The sequence below is a fragment of the Aureimonas phyllosphaerae genome (assembly GCF_900113065.1).
Taxonomy (GTDB): Bacteria; Pseudomonadota; Alphaproteobacteria; order Rhizobiales; family Rhizobiaceae; genus Aureimonas; species Aureimonas phyllosphaerae.
Genome location: NZ_FOOA01000007.1, coordinates 26,428 through 44,894 on the forward strand (window position 1 = coordinate 26,428; position 18,467 = coordinate 44,894).

An 18,467-nucleotide genomic window follows, 5' to 3' on the forward strand; every position below is an offset into this window, starting at 1 on the left:
TCACGCCCGCGTCAGCGCCTCGCCTTCGCCTCAAAAGCTGTTAGTCTGTTGAATGACTTGAGGGCGCCCGGCGGCTGCGATCGCCGGCCACGCCCCTCGCGATGAGGCGCGGAGCCCGAGCCGGCGGCGGCACGGCCCGCCCGTTTCGAAAGCGGCTTCATGGGTCCTGAAACCTCCGGCTTCGACATGGCCCGCACCGCCTCCGTGCGCGGTGCCGCCTTTGCCGCGCTTCTGGTCGAGCGGACCTGGCCGGTCGCGGTGCGCCTCGTGGCGCTCGGTGGCATCTTCCTCGTCCTCGCCTGGTTCGGCATCCTCGCCGCCGTGCCGGACTGGCTGCGCATCGCGCTACTCGTCGTCCTTGCTCTCGGCGCTCTTGCCATCCTCTGGGGCGCGCGGCGCGTGCGCCTGCCGACCAAGGCGGACGTCGCGCGGCGGGTCGAGGCCGACAGCGCGCTCCAGCACCAGCCGTTGCAGGCGCAGGAGGACCGGGTGCCGGCGGGCGACGATTTCGCCGCCGCGCTCTGGCGCGAGCACCAGCGCCGCATGGCCGAGCGGCTCCGGGGCCTTCGCGCGTCGGGGCCGCGCACGCGCACCTATGCGATCGACCCTTATGGCCTGCGCGCCGTGCTGGCGCTCCTCGTCGTCACCGGATTCGCCTTCTCCTTCGGGCCGCGGGGCGGGCGCATCGCCGATGCCGTGGCGCCGTTCGAGACCGCGCTCGTCGCGGGCGTGCGGGTCGATGCCTGGGCGACGCCGCCGGGTTACACCGGCCGCGCGCCGATCCTTCTCAGCGCCGATGTGGGCGCGACCGGCCCGATCGAGGTCCCGGAGGGCACCGTCCTGTCGCTGCGCGTGTCCGACCGCCGCGGCACCGACGTGAGCTTTCGGCCGGAGGGCAGCGATGCCGCACCGATCGCGCCCGTCGTGCCCGAGGGGCAGGCGCCGGCCGATGCGGCGGCGCTCGAGGAGGCCGATGCGCCCGTGGCCGGCGAGTACGAGCTTCCCCTCCAGGCCAGCGGCACCGCGCGCATCGCGACGACGTTCCGCGAACTCGGCGCCTGGACCTTTTCGGTCACCCCGGACCATGCGCCGACCGTCGCCTTCCGCGGAGAGCCGGAGCCGGGGCGCAACGGCTCGCTCAATCTCGCCTTTGCGGTGAGCGACGACTACGGCGTCGCGTCGGGCGAGGCCAAGCTCGCGACGCGCGAGCCGGTGGCGCCCGGCGCGCGGCCGCTAATCGCGCCGCCCGAGCCGGCCCTGTCCCTGCCGCGCCGACGCGCGGGCGAGTCGGAAGGGCGCACCAGCCTCGCGCTCGCCGACAGCCCCTATGCCGGAACGCGCGCCGCGCTGACGCTGACCGTGCGCGACGATGCCGGACAGGTCGGCGAGACGCCGCCGCTGGAGGTGACGCTCCCCGAGCGCCGCTTCACCGACCCGATGGCGCGGGCCGTGGTCGAGCAGCGCCGGATCCTCGCGCTCGACGCCAACGCCGTGCCGCGCGTCGTCTCGATGCTCGACGCGATCACGCTGCGCGGCGACGAGTTCATTCCGAACCCCTCGCACTACCTGGCGCTGCGCGCCGTGCGCGAGCGCATCGCCCACGCGCCGGACGACGAGACGCTGGTCTCGGCGGTCGATTTCCTCTGGCAGATCGCGATCGGCATCGAGGACGGCGATCTCGGCGCCTCCGAGCGGCGGCTTCGCGACCTGCAGGAGCAGCTCAGCGAGGCGCTCGAGAACGGCGCAAGCGACGAGGAGATCGCCAAGCTCATGCAGGAGCTGCGCCAGGCCATGCAGGAATACATGCAGGCCATGGCCGAGGCGATGCGCAACATGCCGCCGCAGAGCCTGTCGCAGATGGGCGAAGCGCAGGAGATCCGCCCTCAGGATCTCGACCGGATGCTCGACAAGATCGAGGACCTCGCACGCTCCGGGTCGAAGGACGCCGCGCAGCAGCTTCTGTCGGAACTGCGCGAGATGATGGACAGCCTGCAGGCCATGCGCCCGAACCAGGGCCAGCAGCAGTCCGGGCAGCAGAGCCCGATGCAGCAGCAGATGAACCAGCTCGGCGAGATGCTGCAGCGCCAGCAGAAGCTGATGGACGAGACGTTCGAGCTCGGCCGGCAGCAGATGCGCCGCCAGATGGAGAATGAGCGCGGCGGCGAACCGGGTCGAGAGGGCCAGCAGCCTCAGCAGGGACAGGAGGGTCAGCAAGGGCAGCAGGCCCCGATGACGGCGGAGGAGCTGCGCGCCATGCAGGAACGCCTGCAGGCCGAGCAGGGCCAGCTTCAGAAGGACCTTCAGGCTCTGCAGGAGGCGATGCGCGGTCAGGGACTGCAGCCGAGCGACGACCTCGGCCAGGCCGGCGAATCGATGGGGCGGGCTGAAGGCGCGATCGGCCAGGGCGACGATGGCGAGGCCGTCGGCCAGCAGGGCGAGGCGATGAGCGCGCTCCGCCGCGGCGCGCAGGACGCGATGAACCAGATGCAGGCGATGCAGGGGCAAGGGCAGGGCGAGGGCCAGCAGCCGGGCCAAGGCATGCAGCCGGGTGGTCCCGGCCAGTTCGGTCAGGCTCCGGGCCAGCAGCGCTCCGGCCGCGACCCGCTCGGTCGCGAACGCCAGACGCAGGGACCGGACTTCGGGCAGGATGTCGGCGTGCCCGACGAGATCGACATCCAGCGCGCGCGCCGCATCCTCGACCAGATCCGCGATCGCCTCGGCCACCAGCTGTCGCCGGAACAGGAGCGGCAGTACCTCGAGCGCCTCCTGCAGACGCCCTGACGCGTCGCCGGCGGGTTGGCGCGGAAGGTCGGTGGGCGTAGAAGCGGGCATCCGCACGCCCGAAGGATCGCTTGCCATGGTCGACTGGAACCCGGGGCTCTACTCCCGCTTCGAGGACGAACGCACCCGGCCCGCGCGCGATCTCCTTGCCCGGTGCCGGATCGGCGCGGGCGAGCGCGGTGCGGGTCTGCGGATCGCCGACCTCGGCTGCGGCCCCGGCAACTCCACCGCGCTCCTCGTCGAGCGCTTTCCGGAGGCCGAGATCATCGGCTACGACATGTCGGAGTCGATGCTGGAAGCGGCGCGACGCCGCCTCCCGGACACCCGCTTCGAGCGTGCCGACATCGGCGCCTTCGCACCGGGCGTCTCCTTCGATCTCCTGTTTTCCAACGCCGCTCTGCAATGGGTGACGGGGCATGCGCAGCTGTTGCCGGCGCTGTTCTCGCATGTGCGCCCGGGCGGTCTCCTCGCTGCGCAGATCCCCGACAATCTCGGCGATCCCTCGCAGGTGGCCATGCGCGACATCGCGGCGGAAGCGCCGTTCGCGGCGGTCCTCGGCGGCATGGACGAGGCGCGCGAGGTGATCGCCCCGCGCGAGCGCTATTACGACTGGCTGGCGGCGGAGGCGTCGGAGGTCGACGTGTGGGCGACGGTCTACAACCATCCGATGGAATCGCCGCAGGCGATCACCGACTGGTTCACGTCGACGGGACTGAAGCCGTTTCTCGACCCGCTCGACGCGGCAATGAGGGCGGCGTTCTCCCAGCGCTACACTGAGGAAATGGACCGGCGTTACCCGCCGCGCGCCGACGGTCGGCGGCTCCTCGCCTTTCCGCGCCTGTTCATGGTCGCGCGGAAGGCGTGACGCGTCAGGCGTAGCGGCGGAGCGGTTCGGAGGTCTGCGTGGCGGTCGAGCCGCGCAGCGCATGCGCCACGCGCTGGCGAATCTCGGCGATCGTGAAGGGCTTCTCGACGACGCCGAGAATGAAGGCCGACAGGTCCTCGGCCGCTTCCTTCTGCTCGGCATAGCCGGTCATCAAGAGGATCGGCAGGTCGGGGAAGGTCGCATGGGCCGCGTGGGCGAGTTCGATCCCGGTCATGCCCGGCATGCGGATGTCGGACAGGAGGAGATCGAACGCGCCGTTCTCCTCGGCGAGAATGTCCACCGCCATCTCGCCGTCCTCGGCGACCAGCACCTCGTGGCCTTCGAGGCGCAGGGCACGCGCCACGAGAAGCCGGATGCCGGTGTCGTCCTCGGCGATCAAGATTCGGGCCATGGTGTCCTCTTCCTCGCATGCGCCGGAAAGCACCGGCCGGACAGGGCAAGACCCGGTCCGTGGCACGGAGTATGCGGGGCGATCCTTGTCCGAACCCTTACCGAACAGGGCTAACCGTTGGTGAAGGCGCTCCGCGCGCCCTCAGCCCTTGAACTCGACCGTCGTCTTGGCCGGCTGGACGAGCTCAGCGAGCGCTTCCGCATCCCAGTTGGTCAGGCGGACGCAGCCGTGGCTGCCGGTCTTGCCGATCTGCGAGGGCTCGGGCGCGCCGTGGATGCCGTAGGTCGGCTTCGACAGGTCGATCCACATCGCGCCGACGGGGCCGTTCGGGCCTGCGGGAATGGTCAGCTTCTTCCGGTTCTTGCCCTGCTGGAAGTTCTTGTCCGGATCGTACTCGTAGGTCGGGTTGGGCGCGCTTCCGTTGACCTTCATCGTGCCGCTCGGCGAGGGCGTGTCGTCGGAGCCGATCGTGGCGGGGGCCGACATCAGAACGCGGTTGTCCGCGTCGTAGGCGAAGAGTTCGCCCTTCGACTTGTCGACGACGATGTGGTCGACCTCGCCTTCCGGCGGCGCGCCGGGGTCGGCGACGATGAGCTTCGTGTCGGTGGACTTGAAGTCGGCGCCGGGGTTCAGGGCGAGAAGCAGCTTCTCGTCCATGTGGAACCGCTCGGCGAGCATTTCCGAGGGGCCGCGGTAGCAGAGGCAGTCGAGCTTGGCCATCGCGCCGTAGTCCGACGGGATCTCGGAGATGTAGCGCTGGTCGATGTCCTCGCGCGTCAGCTGGTAGGTCTTCACCGCCGCGCCGCCATCCACTGAGAGCGCCTTCCAGAGCGCTTCGTCCACGACGCCGTCGACGCTCATATCGTGCGCCTCCTCGTAGGCGCGGATCGCCTTCTCGGTGTTGCCGCCCGAACGGCCGTCGATGACGCCCGGCGACGCGTGGGCGCGGTCGAGAAGCACCTGGACGCGAATCATGAACGGGTCCGGCGCATCCTCCGGCTCGGCCTCCGCGGGCGGCTCGGCGGTCGGGCTTGCAGTCTGCGAGCCTTCCGGCGGGGCGGGTTCGTCGCCGTCCTCGACCGGGGCGGCGGCATCATCGTCGGCCGGCTGGTCGCCCGGGTTCTCGGCCGCGGCGTCGGCGGCCTGCTGCCGCGCCGTCCAGTCCTCGAAGCTTGCCGAATTGATCGCGCTTTCCGAGAGGTCGGGCATCGGGGGCGCTGCGAGCGCGGTCTCGCCCATCGCCAGGACCAGGGCGAGGGTGATCCATGACGGCTTGGGCATTGGCGTCTACTCCTGATCCGATTGGAGGCGACAACGCGTCGGCGACGCTGCGGCTCCACGCGCAAACGCGCGCAGAACCTTAAATGTCCCGAGGGGGCGTTCAGTCCACGACCCGACCGACGAAAGGCAGCTCGCGGAAGGCGTGGCCGACGTCCATGCCGTATCCGACCACGAAGACGTCCGGGCAGTCGAAGCCGACATGCTCGGCCTCGATCGCGGCCGCGCGCTTCATCTTCTTGTCGAGGAGAACCGCGATCTCGCAAGCCGTGGCACCGCGCTTCAGCATCAGGTCGCGCGCGAAGAGGAGCGTGCGGCCCGATTCCAGGATGTCGTCGACGATCAGCACCTTGCGGCCCTCGATCGCGCCCTCGACGTCGCGCACGATCCTGACGTCGCCGCCGACGGTGCCCGCGCCGTAGGAGGAGAGGGAGATGAACTCCATCTCAGGCGCGACGCCGTGTCGATGCAGCGCGCGGATGAGGTCGGCGGCGAAGACGAACGAGCCTTTCAGCACGGCGACGACGAGGAGATTCTCCGGCTCCTTCGCCGCGATCTCGCCCGCCATGCGGTCGATCTCGCGCACGATGGCCTCCTCGCCGAAGAGGACTTCCAGCTCGCGCCCGCGAACCCGGGTCATCGGACCACCTGCGGGGCGGCGGCGACGCGCACGCTCGACTCAGCCGCGCCATGGCGCACGGGCTCGCCGGGCAGGAGCGCGAAGACGGCGAGCGCCGCCAGCGCGACGCCGGCCGGCAGCGCGAGACGGGTGAGGCCCGGCGTTGCGGGCGCGAACCGCGACGCGGCCTCGAGCGCCGCGCCCCAGCGGGGCACGGACGGCGGTGCGAAGGACGAGCGGCCGCCTGAAACGACGTGGCCCTCGATCACGAGGCCGCGGGCGTTGCGCCAGTCGTCCCGAAGCCGGCTGCGCCGGGTTTCGCGGTGGATCGACTCCATGCCACCCTCCTTCCGATTAAGATCGCGCGCGAGATCGGCGCGACAGGTCAGGATTCGGTAAGCTCCTATGGTTAACGGAAGCTTGTGGGATCGAGAACGCGGCCCGAATGCGGCCGGAATGATGGATCAGGGACGAGGTTCGGCGCCGCGCGGCGCCGGTGCGAGAGGGAGGCCGGGGCGGCTTGATACGGTTCGAGAACGTGGGCCTGCGTTACGACATGGGACCGGAAGTCCTGCGCGACCTGACCTTCGAGATCCGGTCGAAGTCCTTCCAGTTCCTGACGGGACCGTCAGGGGCCGGCAAGACCAGCCTCCTGCGCATGCTCTTCCTGGCGCTCAAACCCACGCGCGGCATGATCACCGTGCTCGGCAAGGACGCCTCGACCCTGAAGCGCACCGATCTGCCCGCGATCCGCCGCCGCATCGGTGTCGTGTTCCAGGATTTTCGCCTGCTCGACCATCTCACGACCTACGAGAACGTCGCGCTTCCCCTGCGCGTGCGCGGGCGCGAGGAGGCGAGTTACCGGCGCGACGTCGAGGACCTCATCAAGTGGGTGGGGCTCGGCGAGCGCATGGACGCTTCGCCCGTGGTGCTGTCGGGCGGCGAGAAGCAGCGCGCGGCGATCGCGCGGGCCCTCATCGACCGGCCCGACATCCTTCTCGCCGACGAGCCGACCGGCAACGTCGACCCGCCGCTCGCCCGCCGCCTCCTGCGTCTCTTCATGGAACTCAACCGCACCGGCACGGCGGTCGTCATCGCCACCCACGACCTCGGCCTGATGGACCAGGTCGAGGCGCGCCGCCTCATCCTCGCCGAGGGGAGGCTGCAGATCTATGACTGATCCGCGCGCCCTCCTCGCATGGTGGCGTGCGCGCGCCGAGGCGCGGCCGACCCCGATCGTGCCGCCCGGCAACGTCGCGGGCCGCGCGCTCCTGACTGTAATCGCGATCATGACCTTTCTCGCCAGCCTGACGCTCGGCGCCGTCACGCTCGTCGCCGACACGGCGGCCGATTGGCAGAGCGAGATCGCGCGCGAGGTGACGGTGCAGATCCGGCCGGACGAAGGTCTCGACATGGCCGCGGCGCTGGCAAAAGTCCGCGAAACGGTGCTGGCCGTTCCCGGCGTCGTGTCGGCGAGCGCGCTCGATGACGCGGCGACCGGGCGGCTTCTGGAGCCCTGGCTCGGCGAGGGCCTCGACCTCGACGAACTGCCGGTGCCGCGCCTCGTGATCGTCGGCATCGACGAGCGCTCGCCGCCCGACTTCCAGCGCCTGCGCGAGGCGGTTCGCGCCGCGGTCCCCCAGGCCAGCCTCGACGACCACCGCGCCTGGGTCTCGCGCCTCGTCTCCATGGCCCATGCGACGGTCCTGATCGGCATCGCGATCCTCGGCCTCGTGATGATCGCGACCGTTCTCACCGTCGTCTTCGCGACGCGCGGCGCAATGACGGGCAACCGCCACATCATCGAGGTTCTGCATTTCGTCGGCGCGCGCAGCGGCTTCATCGCGGGCGAGTTCCAGCGCCATTTCCTGAAGCTCGGGCTGATCGGGGCCGTGACCGGGGGCGCCTGCGCCTTCCTCGTGTTCCTGGCGATCGGCCAGTGGACGCGCGCCAACCAGGCGACGCCGGAGGCCGATCAGATCAGCGCGCTGTTCGGCTCGTTCGCCATCTCCTGGTGGGGCTATGGCGGCACGGCGGCGCTGGTGGTCTTGATCGGCGTCTTGACCGCACTCACCTCCCGCATCACGGTCACCAGCCAATTGGCCGCGATCGACATGCTGTCGCCGGTGGACGGATGAGAATGAATACGAGCGACCGCTCTGAACGCGAGGCGGTGCGGTGAGGGCACTGGAGGAACGGCGCAGCCGCTGGCCGCGCCGCATCGCATGGCTCGTGCTGTTCGCGGTCCTGGCGAGCGGCGCCTATCTCGTCGGCGGCTTCGCGCGGTTCGCGAGCGACGTCGCGGCGCTGTCGGCGCCGCCGACCGCCGCCCATGCTGATGGAATCGTGGTGCTGACGGGCGGCGAGCAGCGCCTGCGCAAGGCGATCGGGCTCCTGCGCGAGGGCGAGGGGCGTCGGCTCCTCATTAGCGGCGTGAACCGTGACACGAGCGCCGGCGCCATCGCGCGCGCCACCGGCACCGAGATGGCGCTGATCGACTGCTGCGTCGACCTCGACTACGAGGCGATGGACACGATCGGCAACGCCGAGGCGACGGCCCGCTGGGCCAAGGAGCACGGCTTCGCGAGGCTGCTGCTCGTCACCAGCGACTACCACATTCCCCGCTCGCTCCTCGAGATGAGCGGCGTGTCGGACCCGCCGGCGATCGTGCCCTACCCCGTATCGCCGGAGAAGCTGTGGCGGCGCGACGGCTGGCCGACGCGGCTCGGCCTGCGCCTGCTCGTCACCGAATACGCCAAGGTGCTGGTGGTAAAGGCGCGGCTGGCGACCGGCGTCGATCTCTCGACCTTGAGCGGCAGCACGCATCACCGCGTGGCCGAGCGGTCGGACTAGGCGCGCGCCGCTTCCCCTCCGCCGCCGCACCCCGTATGAGAAGGCGCCCGCCCGTGGGCCGCCGCACTTCCCGAGCCTTTCGCCCGATGATCACCCTGCGCTCCGTGCTGTTCCAGGTCCTGTTCTACACGCACCTGATCGGACAGCTCCTCATCAACCTGCCGGTCTTCTTCCTCCGTTCGGAAGAGGCGCGCTGGCGCACCGTGAAGGGCTGGGCCCGCAACAGCCTCTGGCTGCTGCGCCATGTGGCCGGAACGCATTCCGTGGTCGAGAAGGCCGACCTCGTGCCGAACGGCCCCTGCATCGTCGCCGCCAAGCACCAGTCCTTCTGGGACGTGATCGTCCTTCTCCTGGTGGTCGAGCGCCCGACCTTCATCCTGAAGAAGGAGCTGATGGGCATTCCGGTCTTCGGCTGGTACGCGCGCACCATGGGCATGATCCCGGTGGACCGCTCGCGCCGCGCCGCCGTCCTGCCCTCGCTCCTGGCCGGCGCCCGCAAGGCGGTGGCCGAGGGGCGGCAGATCGTGATCTACCCGGAAGGCACCCGCTCGGCGCCCGGCACCGCGCCGAACTACCGCCCCGGCATCCACTATCTCTACGCCGAACTCGGGCTGCCCGTCGTGCCCGTGGCCCTGAATTCCGGCCTGTTCTGGCCGCGCCAGGCGGTGCGCCGCGAGCCGGGGACGATCCGGGCCGAGTTTCTGGAGCCGATCCCGCCGGGGCTGGAGCGCGAGCCGTTCATCTCGGAACTGCGCGACCGGATCGAAGCCCGCTCGCTCGACCTCGTCAAACGCGCCTATGCCGAACGGCCGGACCTGCCGAAGAGCGATCTGGTGACGCGGCTCCTTGCCGATCCCGACCCCCATCCGGCGGTCGAGGAGCGCGCGCCGGCGGGCACGCAGGGGCTCTAGAGCCGCGCGGCGACCCCTTCGAGCCAGCGGTCGCTGAGGCCGAGCGCGCGGATCTCGGCGAGCGCGGAGAGCACATAGTCGCGATTGGCGCCGGACTGGCCGTGCGAGCGCCCGACCAGCGCCGCCGCCGTTTCCACCGACAGCCGGCCCGCATATTGCGAGTGGCCGCGGTCCACGACATAAGCGAGTGCGCGCACCGGCCGTCCGTCGAGAAGGCGCACCGGCAGGGTCGTCTCGAGATAGACGCTGGTCACGAGTTCGCGCTCGCGCAGATACGCGATCGTCGCCTCGGCGCGGCTCGCCGCGACACGGAACGCCATGCCGACGCAGGAGCCGCCGCGGTCGAGGCCGAACACCAGCCCCGGCCGCTCCGGCGTGCCGCGATGGACATGGGAATAGATGCAGAGCGAGCGGTGGAAGCCGGCAAGGCGCGCCTTGGCGCGTTCCTCGTACTCGAAGCCCGGCCGCCAGATCAGCGAGCCGTATCCGAACACCCACAAATCGTCCATCGCTCTTGCCATTCCCGTTCCCGGCGCTTCATGAAGGCGCCGGTTCGGCCGTGCAGAAAGGATGCCGGGATGGCAAGGTCAAGGGCGGATGGGGAAACGGGCCGTCGCTCCGGCGCGGGCAGGGTCTTCGCGGGCGTCGCGATCCTCGTCGTCGTGCTGGCGGCCGCCCTCACCGGTGCCTGGTACTGGCTGGCGGGCGAACTCGACCGGCGCGTCGCCTCGGCGCTCGACGCGGCGGCGGGCGGCGGCACCATGATCACCTGCGACAACCGCGGCGTCTTCGGCTACCCCTTCCGCATCGGCCTGTCCTGCGACAGCGTCGGCGTCGACGCCCCGGAGAACGGCATCCGCCTGTCGGCGGGCTCGCTGCGCACCGCGGCGCAGGTCTACCAGCCATCCCACATCGTGGCCGAGCTCGCCGGTCCCTTGCGCGCCACGGTTCCCGACCTTCCCACGATGGAAATGAGCTGGTCGCTCGCGCAGGGCTCGACGAGCCTCTGGAGCGAAGGGCTGGAGCGTGTGTCGGTCGCCGTCGACCAGCCCGTCCTGTCGCTGGTCGGCGAAGCGGGGGCGCTGACGCCGCTCGCCCGCTCGGCGCGGCTCGAGACGCATGCCCGCCAGAACGGGGCGGGTCTCGACTTCGCCCTGTCGGATACGGGCGTCATCGCCACCATCCCGCCGATCGGCGATATTCCCGCCTTCGATCTGGCCGTCGACCTCACCGTCGACGGCGCGGCGAACTGGCTGCGCGACGGGGTGCCCGGCGGCCAGGTCGGTCCGGCGTTGCGTGGGCAAGCCGGCATGATCCGCGCCCTGCGCCTGAGCTCCTCGGTCGGTGCAATGGTGGACGTCTCCGGCCCGTTCCGCGTGTCCGAGACCGGCGAAATCTCCGGCGACTTCCGCCTGGGGCTCCAGAACCCGCAGGCGATCGCGCAGCTCGTCTCGGTGCTTGTGCCTGGCACCGCCGGCATCGCGTCCACGATCGCCAGCGGCATCGGCCTCGTCGGGCGTCAGGAGAGCGGCCAGACGGTGCTCGACGTCGCGGTCCGCGACGGCGAGGCCCGCCTCGGGTTCATTCCCCTCGGCCGCCTGCCGCGCATCTGACGAAAAGGCTCTATTCGCCGGGCGCGCCGGCCTCGTTCCACGGGTCCTTGCGCGGCTTGAGGCGCCCGAAGTTCGCCTCTTCCGTGTCCTGGCCGGCCTGCACGATGGAGCGTCGGATGGCGCGCGTGCGGGTGAAGAGGTCGAACAGCGCCTCGCCGTCGCCCCAGCGGATCGCGCGCTGGAGCGACGCAAGGTCCTCCGAGAAGCGGGCGAGCATTTCCAGCACCGCCTCGCGATTGGTGAGGAAGATGTCGCGCCACATCGTCGGGTCGGACGCCGCGATGCGGGTGAAATCGCGAAAACCCGAGGCCGAGAACTTGATGACCTCGGACTGGGTCACCGTCTCGAGGTCGGCGGCCGTGCCGACGATGTTGTAGGCGATGAGGTGCGGCACGTGAGAGACGATCGCGAGCACGAGGTCGTGGTGCTCGGGCGTCATCGTCTCGACCATGGCGCCGGTCGCCAACCACAGGGCGCGCAAGCGCTCCGTCGCCGCCTCGTCGGTCTCGGGCAGGGGGGTGAGGATCGTCCAGCGGTTCTCGAAGAGCTCGAGGAAGCCGGCGTCCGGGCCGGACTGCTCGGTGCCCGCGATCGGGTGGCCGGGCACGAAATGGACGTGGGGCGGCAGATGCGGCTGCATCTGGTCCACCACCGCCTTCTTCACCGAACCGACGTCCGAGACGATCGCACCCGGCTTGAGGCTCGAGGCAATGGCGGCCGCCGCCGCACCACACGAGCCGACCGGCAGGCAGAGGATCACGAGGTCGGCATCGCGCACGGCGTCTGCCGGATCGAGATGGTAGCTCGTGCCGAGCCTGAGGTCTTCGGCGCGGCGCAGCGTCGCCTCGCGGCGCGTGGCGATCGAGACGTGACGCGCAAGGCCCCGGTCGCGGATGTTGATCGCGATCGAGGAGCCGATCAGACCGATGCCGATCAGCGCGATCTTGTCGAAGAGCGGTTCCGTCATTTCGCGAGGAAGTCCTTCAGTGCCGCGACGACGCCCTCGTTGGCTTCGCTCGAGCCGACCGTGAGGCGCAGCGCGTTGGGGAAGCCGTAGCCCGCCACGCGCCGCAGGATGAAGCCGCGCTCGGTCAGGAAGGCGTCGGCATCGGCCGCGGTGCGACCGGCCTCGTCGGGGAAGTGGACCAGCACGAAGTTGCCGACCGAGGGCGTGACGCGGAGGTTGAGCGCCGACAACTCGCGCGTCAGCCGCTCCAGCCACGCGTCGTTGTGCGCGACGGTCTTCTCGACATGGTCGCGGTCGCGGATCGCGGCGGCGCCCGCCGCGATCGCCATCGCATTGAGGTTGAACGGCCCGCGGATGCGGTCGAGCGCGTCGACGATGGCTTCGGGGGCGAGCATCCAGCCGATGCGCAGCGCCGCGAGGCCGTGGATCTTCGAGAAGGTGCGCGTCATCACGACGTTGTCGAACTCGGCGACGAGCTTGGCGCCGGCCTCGTAGTCCTCCCGGCGGACGTATTCGGCATAGGCCGCGTCGAGGACGAGGAGGACGTGACCCGGCAGCGCGGCATGCAGCCGACGGACCTCCGTCTCCGGCAGGTAGGTGCCGGTCGGGTTGTTCGGGTTGGCGAGGAACACGATCTTGGTGCGTGCGGTGACGCAGGCGAGGATCGCGTCGACCTCGGCGCGCTCGTCCCGCTCGCGCGCGACCACCGGCGTCGCCCCGGCGGCGCGGATGTAGATGTCGTAGACGAGGAATCCGTGCTCGGTGTGGATCGCCTCGTCGCCCGGCGACAGGAACGCCTGCGCGAGAAGCCCGAGAAGCTCGTCCGAACCGTTGCCGCACAGGATGCGCGCGGGCTCCAGCCCATGCACCTCGGCGATCGCCGCCTTCAGCGCGCCGGCCTGGCCGTCGGGGTAGAGCTCGAGATGGGCCGCCACGTCGCGCAGCGCGGCCTGCACGTCGGGCGAGGCGCCGAACGGCGTTTCGTTGGACGAGAGCTTGTGCAGCTTGACGCCCGTCGGAGCCTTGCTCTTGCCCGGCACGTAGGCCTCGATGTCGAGGACGCCGGGCTTGGGCTGCGGGCGGGCGGGAAGGCTGGTCATGGCGGGTCCTGACGGTCGGCCGGTAAGTGACATGCGCCCGCGCATACTCCCCACCGCTGCGCCTGTCGAGACGAAGCGCAACAATCCGTTGCGCTGCGGGACGGTCGGCGATAGCACGGGCCATGTCGATCATCGCCGATCCCGCCACCGAAGAAACCTTGAGCGCGCGCGAGGCGCGCCAGCCCTCCTCGAAGGTCGCCTTCTTCGGCGAGGGCGAGCCGCTGCGCCTTGACGCCGGCCGGACGCTTTCGCCCTTCCACATCGCTTATGAGACCTATGGCGAACTCAACGCGGCCAAGTCCAACGCGATCTACGTCTGCCATGCGCTGACGGGCGACCAGTACGCGGCGAGCCCCAACCCGGTGACGGGCAAGCCTGGCTGGTGGTCGAGCCTGATCGGTCCGGGCAAGCCGATCGATACCGACCGCTTCTTCGTCGTCTGCTCCAACGTCATCGGCTCCTGCATGGGCTCGACGGGGCCGGCCTCGGTCGACCTGTCGACGGGGCTCCCTTACGCGCTCGACCTGCCGGTGCTGACGATCGGCGACATGGTGCGGGCGCAGGCCATGCTGATCGACCGGCTCGGCATCGACCAGCTCTTTGCCGTGATCGGCGGCTCAATGGGCGGCATGCAGGTGCTGCAGTGGACGGTGGCCTATCCGACCCGCGTCTTCGCGGCGCTGCCGATCGCCACCGGCGCACGCCACTCCTCGCAGAACATCGCCTTCCACGAGGTCGGGCGGCAGGCCGTGATGGCCGACCCCGACTGGCGCGGCGGACATTACCTCCAGCACGGCACGCGCCCGCACAAGGGGCTCGCCGTGGCGCGCATGGCCGCGCACGTCACCTACCTGTCGGAGGCCGCGCTTCACCGCAAGTTCGGCCGCAACCTACAGGACCGCGAGAAGCTTGGCTTCGGCTTCGAGGCGGACTTCCAGATCGAGAGCTACCTGCGCCACCAGGGCATGACCTTCGTCGACCGCTTCGACGCCAACGCCTATCTCTACCTCACGCGCGCGATGGACTATTTCGACATCGCGGCCGAGCACGGCGGCCGGCTTGCCGAGGCGTTCCGCGGCGCGCGCACGCGCTTCTGCCTCGTGTCCTTCTCGTCGGACTGGCTGTTCCCGACCAGCGAAAGCCGGGCGATCGTCCATGCGCTGAACGCCAACGCCGCCTCGGTCTCCTTCGTCGAGATCGAGACCGACAAGGGCCACGACGCGTTCCTGCTCGACGAGCCCGAGTTCACCGGCGCGGTGCAGGGCTTCGTGTCGGCGGCCGCCAAGGCGAGGGGCCTCTCATGAGCGCGGTGGATAGCCTGCCGGTGCCGACGACGCCGGGCGTCGCCTTCGAGGACGCGGGCGCGCGCGTCGACCTGCGCATCATCGCCGAACTCGTCGAGCCGGGCACGCGCGTCCTCGACATCGGCTGCGGCGACGGTTCGCTGATGGAACTCCTGCAGGCGCGGCGCGGCGTCGACGCGCGCGGCATCGAGCTCTCGCAGCCCGGCGTCAACGCCTGCGTCCGGCGCGGCCTGTCGGTGATCCAGGGCGACGCCGACCGCGACCTCGTCCACTATCCCGACGCCGCCTTCGACTACGCGATCCTCTCGCAGACCATCCAGGCGACCGACAACCCCAAGCTCGTGCTTGGCGAACTCCTGCGGATCGGCCGGCGCGCCGTGGTGTCGTTCCCGAACTTCGGCCACTGGTCGGTGCGCTCGTCGCTCTTCTTCAAGGGGCGGATGCCGGTGACGAAGAGCCTGTCCTATTCCTGGTACGACACGCCCAACATCCACTTCTGCACGATCCGCGACTTCGTCGAACTGACCCGCGAGCTGGGCGCCGAGGTGGAAAGCGCGGTCGCCTTGAACTCCGCGGGCGAGCGCATCGGCATGCGCCTGCCCTGGGCGGTGTGGAACCTCCTCGGCGCGCAGGGCGTGTTCGTGCTGAGGCGGCGCTGACGCGCCGCCCGGCAGCCGATCGTCAGAGGTTGACCGCCTTCATCCCCGCTTCCGGGTAGCGCTCGCCGGCGGCCGCTCCCGCCGGGAAGGCCTCGTCGATCTCGGCGAGATCGTCGGCGGTCAGCTCGACATGGACGGCTTCCGCGTTCTCCTCGAGATAACGCATCCGCTTGGTGCCGGGGATCGGCACGATGTCGTCGCCTTGCGCCAGAACCCAGGCGAGCGCGAGCTGGGACGGGGCGGCGTTCTTCCGCTTGGCGATCGCCTTCACCGTATCGACGAGCTTCAGGTTCTTGGCGAAATTCTCCGGCGAGAAGCGCGGGCTTCCTTTCCGGAAATCGTCGTCCGGCAGATCCTCGGGCGTCTGGAAGCGGCCGGTGAGGAAGCCGCGGCCGAGCGGCGAGTAGGGCACGAAGCCGATGCCGAGTTCGCGTAAAGTGGGCAGGATCTCGGCCTCCGGGTCGCGGCTCCAGAGCGAGTACTCGGTCTGGAGGGCGGCGATCGGATGGGTCGCGTGCGCGCGGCGGATCGTCTCGGGTCCGGCCTCCGACAGGCCGAGGAAGCGCACCTTGCCCTCCTCCACGAGGCGGCCCATCTCGCCGACCGTGTCCTCGATCGGAACGTTCGGGTCGACCCGGTGCTGGTAGTAGAGGTCGACGTGCTCGACCCCGAGGCGCTTCAAGCTGGCGTCGCAGGCGCGGCGCAGGTAGTCCGGCCGGCCGTTGATGCCGAGGCGCTCGCCGCTCGCCCCGCGCACATTGCCGAACTTGGTGGCGAGCACCACGCGGTCGCGGCGGCCCTTCAGCGCGCGCCCGACGAGCTCCTCGTTGCGCCCGACGCCGTACATGTCGGCCGTGTCGAGGAAGGTGATGCCGAGGTCGAGCCCCCGGTGGATGACGGAGAGCGATTCGCCGTCGTCGCCCGCGCCGTAGAATTCCGACATGCCCATGCAGCCGAGGCCGAGGGCGGAGACCTGAAGATCGGGGCCGAGCTTGCGCTGTTCCATGGAGGCACTCCTGTTCGATGGCCGAGGCCGGGAGCTAGGGTGCCTCGGGCGGCTTTTCGAGGTGTAGCGCCGGACGACCCTGCGGCACCAGCACCGGGCGCATCGCGCGGATGCGGCTGCGCTCGCGGCTGGTGACGGGAATGCCGCGATAGACGAGCTTGACCGCTTCGATCACGATCGCGCCCGCGAAGATCGGCCAGAAGCGACGCCCGGCGCGGTCCCAGGGGCCGGCGAGGTTGAGGAAGCGTTCGCGGCGGAAGGGCGGAAAGAACAATGCCTCCGAGAAGCCGGCGGGCGTGAACTGCGTGTCGCGCAGGAGACGGGTCGCCTGCGCGCGCGACCAGGGACGGCCCGAGCCGAAGGGCGTGTGCTCGAAGCGCGACCACATTCCGCCGCGGCTCGGCAGGACCATCACGAGGCGTCCGCCCGGCGCCAGGACGCGCCAGGCCTCGCCCAGCATCTCCGCCGGATCCTCGGCGAACTCCAGCGCGTGCACCATGAGGATGCGGTCGACGGCCGCGTCACCGAGCGGCAGTTCGGCGGGGTGGACGAGGGCGGCGAGCGAGGGGCGTCCGAGCGGCCAGTTCACCGCACCCTGCGCCGCCGGCATGAAGGCGAGCGTGCGCTCGGCCTCGCCGGTCAAGCGGTCGAGATAGGGGGTGACGTAGCCAAGGCCCACAAGGCGCTCGTCGCGGATCGGCTTCCACACCGTGCCGAGCGCCATGGCGAGCGAGCGCACGCAGGCATCGCCGAGCCGCGAGGCGTAGAAATCGCGCAGGTCCACGATGTCGGCGTTCACGGTCGTCATCCGCTCTCCCGGTGCAGGGCTCGCGCCCTACCTAGCGCGGGCGAGGCCAAGGCGCGAGGTTTGCGATGTCAGAGTATCCGATTCGGCAGTTTCCCTGTCGCGAGACCAATATCGGTCTTCTCCTGCACGACCCGCAGGCAGGAAACACGATCGCGATCGACGCGCCGGAGGAGGGGCCGATCCTCGATGCCCTGGAGCGCGAGGGCTGGCGCCTGACGCATATCCTGACCACCCATCACCACGGCGACCACGTCGCGGCGAACGCGGCGCTGAAGGCGCGGTTCGGGGCCGAGGTCATCGGCCCCGAGGCCGAGCGGGACCGCATTCCCGGCATCGACCGGGGCGTGCGCGGGGGCGACCGGTTCGAGGTCGGGTCGCTCGGCGTCGAGGTGATCGACACGCCCGGCCACACCGCCGGGCACGTCGCCTACTTCGTGCCGGGGGCCAACGCGCTGTTTGCGGCCGATGCCCTCTTCTCGCTCGGCTGCGGCCGGCTGTTCGAGGGCGATGCGGCGACGATGTGGGAGAGCCTCCAGCGCCTGCGCGCCCTGCCGGACGAGACGCTGCTCTATTGCGGGCACGAGTACACCGCGACCAACGCGCGCTTTGCGGTCGACGTCGATCCCGGCAACCTTCTCCTGCAGGAGCGGGTGAAGGAGGTCGAGGCGCTGCGGGTGCGGGGCGAGGGGACGTTGCCCGTCGCGCTCGGGCGCGAGAAGCGGACCAATCCGTTCCTCAGGGCGGACGACCCGGAGCTTCAGGCCGCCTTCGGCATGGCGGGCGAGGACCCCGTCGCCGTGTTCGCGGCGCTGCGTGAGAAGAGGAACGGATATTGAGGGCGCGCGACGTCATAGCGGCGCTGAAGCTCGCACCCCATCCCGAGGGCGGCTGGTATCGCGAGACGTTCCGCGACACCGCCACGGACGAGACGGGCCGAGCGCGCTCGACCGCGATCTACTTCCTTCTGGACCTCGGCGAGACGTCGGAGTGGCACCGCGTGACGGATGCCGCCGAGACCTGGGCCTGGCATGCCGGCGCGCCGCTCGTGATCACCGTGTCGCCCAACGGGCACGACGCCTCGGCCCAGCGGCTCGGGCCCGGCATCCTCACCGGCGAGGCGCCCCAGTTCACCGTGCCGGCCGGCTGGTGGCAGACGGCGACGAGCCTCGGAGAATGGACGCTCGTCACCTGCACCGTCGCGCCGGGCTTACGGTTCGAAAGCTTCGAGATGGCGCCGCCCGACTGGCGGCCGACGCCGCGCCCGCCGCGCGCCGGATAGCGCGGCGGGCGT

The 18,467-nt window shown here is 70.5% G+C and carries 20 protein-coding genes; 11 read left to right on the plus strand and 9 right to left on the minus strand.

Annotation, left to right across the window (positions count from 1 at the left end; all coding sequences use genetic code 11):
- Positions 1–159: 159 nt before the first annotated feature.
- Both BM175_RS10520 and tam read left to right on the plus strand, forming a co-directional pair.
- A complete protein-coding gene (locus tag BM175_RS10520; protein ID WP_090962826.1) occupies positions 160–2,781 on the plus strand; it encodes a TIGR02302 family protein in 2,622 nt (873 codons plus the stop codon).
- A gap of 76 nt (positions 2,782–2,857) precedes the next feature.
- On the plus strand, positions 2,858–3,646 hold the full coding sequence (gene tam / locus BM175_RS10525) for a trans-aconitate 2-methyltransferase (protein ID WP_090962828.1): 789 nt from the start codon (positions 2,858–2,860) through the stop codon (positions 3,644–3,646).
- 4 nt (positions 3,647–3,650) lie between these two features.
- On the opposite strand, the gene BM175_RS10530 is transcribed toward tam, so the two are convergent.
- From BM175_RS10530 to BM175_RS10545, 4 genes are all read right to left on the minus strand, one after another.
- Positions 3,651–4,058 carry a response regulator gene (locus tag BM175_RS10530; protein ID WP_090962830.1) on the minus strand — a complete coding sequence of 136 codons (408 nt, stop codon included), beginning with the start codon at positions 4,056–4,058 and terminating at the stop codon, positions 3,651–3,653.
- Between the two features lie 141 nt (positions 4,059–4,199).
- Positions 4,200–5,339 (minus strand): L,D-transpeptidase family protein, encoded by a 1,140-nt coding sequence (locus tag BM175_RS10535; RefSeq protein WP_244545958.1) that lies wholly within the window; start codon positions 5,337–5,339, stop codon positions 4,200–4,202.
- A gap of 100 nt (positions 5,340–5,439) precedes the next feature.
- Positions 5,440–5,976 carry a phosphoribosyltransferase gene (locus BM175_RS10540; protein ID WP_090962831.1) on the minus strand — a complete coding sequence of 179 codons (537 nt, stop codon included), beginning with the start codon at positions 5,974–5,976 and terminating at the stop codon, positions 5,440–5,442.
- A complete protein-coding gene (locus tag BM175_RS10545) occupies positions 5,973–6,293 on the minus strand; it encodes a hypothetical protein (protein WP_090962833.1) in 321 nt (106 codons plus the stop codon). The genes BM175_RS10540 and BM175_RS10545 overlap by 4 nt, the downstream gene beginning before the upstream one ends.
- 182 nt (positions 6,294–6,475) lie before the next feature.
- Between BM175_RS10545 and ftsE the strand changes: the two genes are divergently transcribed.
- From ftsE to BM175_RS10565, 4 genes are read left to right on the plus strand one after another with little or no spacing between them, the layout of a single operon-like run.
- A complete protein-coding gene (gene ftsE, locus BM175_RS10550) occupies positions 6,476–7,135 on the plus strand; it encodes a cell division ATP-binding protein FtsE (RefSeq protein WP_055893141.1) in 660 nt (219 codons plus the stop codon).
- Positions 7,128–8,093 (plus strand): cell division protein FtsX, encoded by a 966-nt coding sequence (locus BM175_RS10555; protein WP_090962835.1) that lies wholly within the window; start codon positions 7,128–7,130, stop codon positions 8,091–8,093. Before ftsE ends, BM175_RS10555 begins: the two co-directional genes overlap by 8 nt.
- 40 nt (positions 8,094–8,133) lie before the next feature.
- Positions 8,134–8,808: a YdcF family protein gene (locus BM175_RS10560; RefSeq protein WP_244545959.1), complete on the plus strand. Its 675-nt coding sequence runs from the start codon at positions 8,134–8,136 to the stop codon at positions 8,806–8,808.
- A 53-nt stretch (positions 8,809–8,861) separates the two neighbouring features.
- Entirely contained in the window at positions 8,862–9,719 is an 858-nt protein-coding gene (locus tag BM175_RS10565; RefSeq protein WP_244545960.1) for a lysophospholipid acyltransferase family protein, read from the plus strand.
- Here BM175_RS10565 and BM175_RS10570 read toward each other — a convergent pair.
- Positions 9,716–10,228: a gamma-glutamylcyclotransferase gene (locus tag BM175_RS10570; RefSeq protein ID WP_055893149.1), complete on the minus strand. Its 513-nt coding sequence runs from the start codon at positions 10,226–10,228 to the stop codon at positions 9,716–9,718. The genes BM175_RS10565 and BM175_RS10570 overlap by 4 nt on opposite strands.
- 69 nt (positions 10,229–10,297) lie before the next feature.
- Here BM175_RS10570 and BM175_RS10575 point away from each other — a divergent pair, with 69 nt between their 5' ends.
- Positions 10,298–11,332, plus strand: a complete 1,035-nt coding sequence (locus tag BM175_RS10575; protein ID WP_175526824.1) for a DUF2125 domain-containing protein — start codon at positions 10,298–10,300, stop codon at positions 11,330–11,332.
- Positions 11,333–11,342: 10 nt separating this feature from the next.
- On the opposite strand, the gene BM175_RS10580 is transcribed toward BM175_RS10575, so the two are convergent.
- Positions 11,343–12,299, minus strand: a complete 957-nt coding sequence (locus BM175_RS10580) for a prephenate/arogenate dehydrogenase family protein (RefSeq protein WP_090962841.1) — start codon at positions 12,297–12,299, stop codon at positions 11,343–11,345.
- Positions 12,296–13,399, minus strand: coding sequence for a histidinol-phosphate transaminase (gene hisC, locus BM175_RS10585; protein WP_090962842.1), 1,104 nt, complete (start codon positions 13,397–13,399; stop codon positions 12,296–12,298). Before hisC ends, BM175_RS10580 begins: the two co-directional genes overlap by 4 nt.
- A 122-nt stretch (positions 13,400–13,521) precedes the next feature.
- Between hisC and metX the strand changes: the two genes are divergently transcribed.
- Together metX and metW are read left to right on the plus strand one after the other, a co-directional pair.
- Positions 13,522–14,703 carry a homoserine O-acetyltransferase MetX gene (gene metX / locus BM175_RS10590; protein ID WP_090962844.1) on the plus strand — a complete coding sequence of 394 codons (1,182 nt, stop codon included), beginning with the start codon at positions 13,522–13,524 and terminating at the stop codon, positions 14,701–14,703.
- The gene (metW, locus tag BM175_RS10595) at positions 14,700–15,362 is read left to right on the plus strand and encodes a methionine biosynthesis protein MetW (protein WP_090962846.1); all 663 of its coding nucleotides are present in this window, start codon (positions 14,700–14,702) and stop codon (positions 15,360–15,362) included. Before metX ends, metW begins: the two co-directional genes overlap by 4 nt.
- 22 nt (positions 15,363–15,384) lie before the next feature.
- Here metW and BM175_RS10600 read toward each other — a convergent pair whose 3' ends face one another.
- Both BM175_RS10600 and BM175_RS10605 read right to left on the minus strand, forming a co-directional pair.
- Positions 15,385–16,368 carry an aldo/keto reductase gene (locus BM175_RS10600; RefSeq protein WP_090962849.1) on the minus strand — a complete coding sequence of 328 codons (984 nt, stop codon included), beginning with the start codon at positions 16,366–16,368 and terminating at the stop codon, positions 15,385–15,387.
- A gap of 34 nt (positions 16,369–16,402) precedes the next feature.
- A complete protein-coding gene (locus BM175_RS10605; protein ID WP_090963063.1) occupies positions 16,403–17,167 on the minus strand; it encodes a methyltransferase domain-containing protein in 765 nt (254 codons plus the stop codon).
- Between the two features lie 74 nt (positions 17,168–17,241).
- Here BM175_RS10605 and gloB point away from each other — a divergent pair, with 74 nt between their 5' ends.
- Both gloB and BM175_RS10615 read left to right on the plus strand, forming a co-directional pair.
- On the plus strand, positions 17,242–18,012 hold the full coding sequence (gloB, locus tag BM175_RS10610; RefSeq protein ID WP_090962851.1) for a hydroxyacylglutathione hydrolase: 771 nt from the start codon (positions 17,242–17,244) through the stop codon (positions 18,010–18,012).
- A complete protein-coding gene (locus BM175_RS10615; protein WP_090962853.1) occupies positions 18,009–18,455 on the plus strand; it encodes a cupin domain-containing protein in 447 nt (148 codons plus the stop codon). The genes gloB and BM175_RS10615 overlap by 4 nt, the downstream gene beginning before the upstream one ends.
- Positions 18,456–18,467 lie beyond the last annotated feature (12 nt).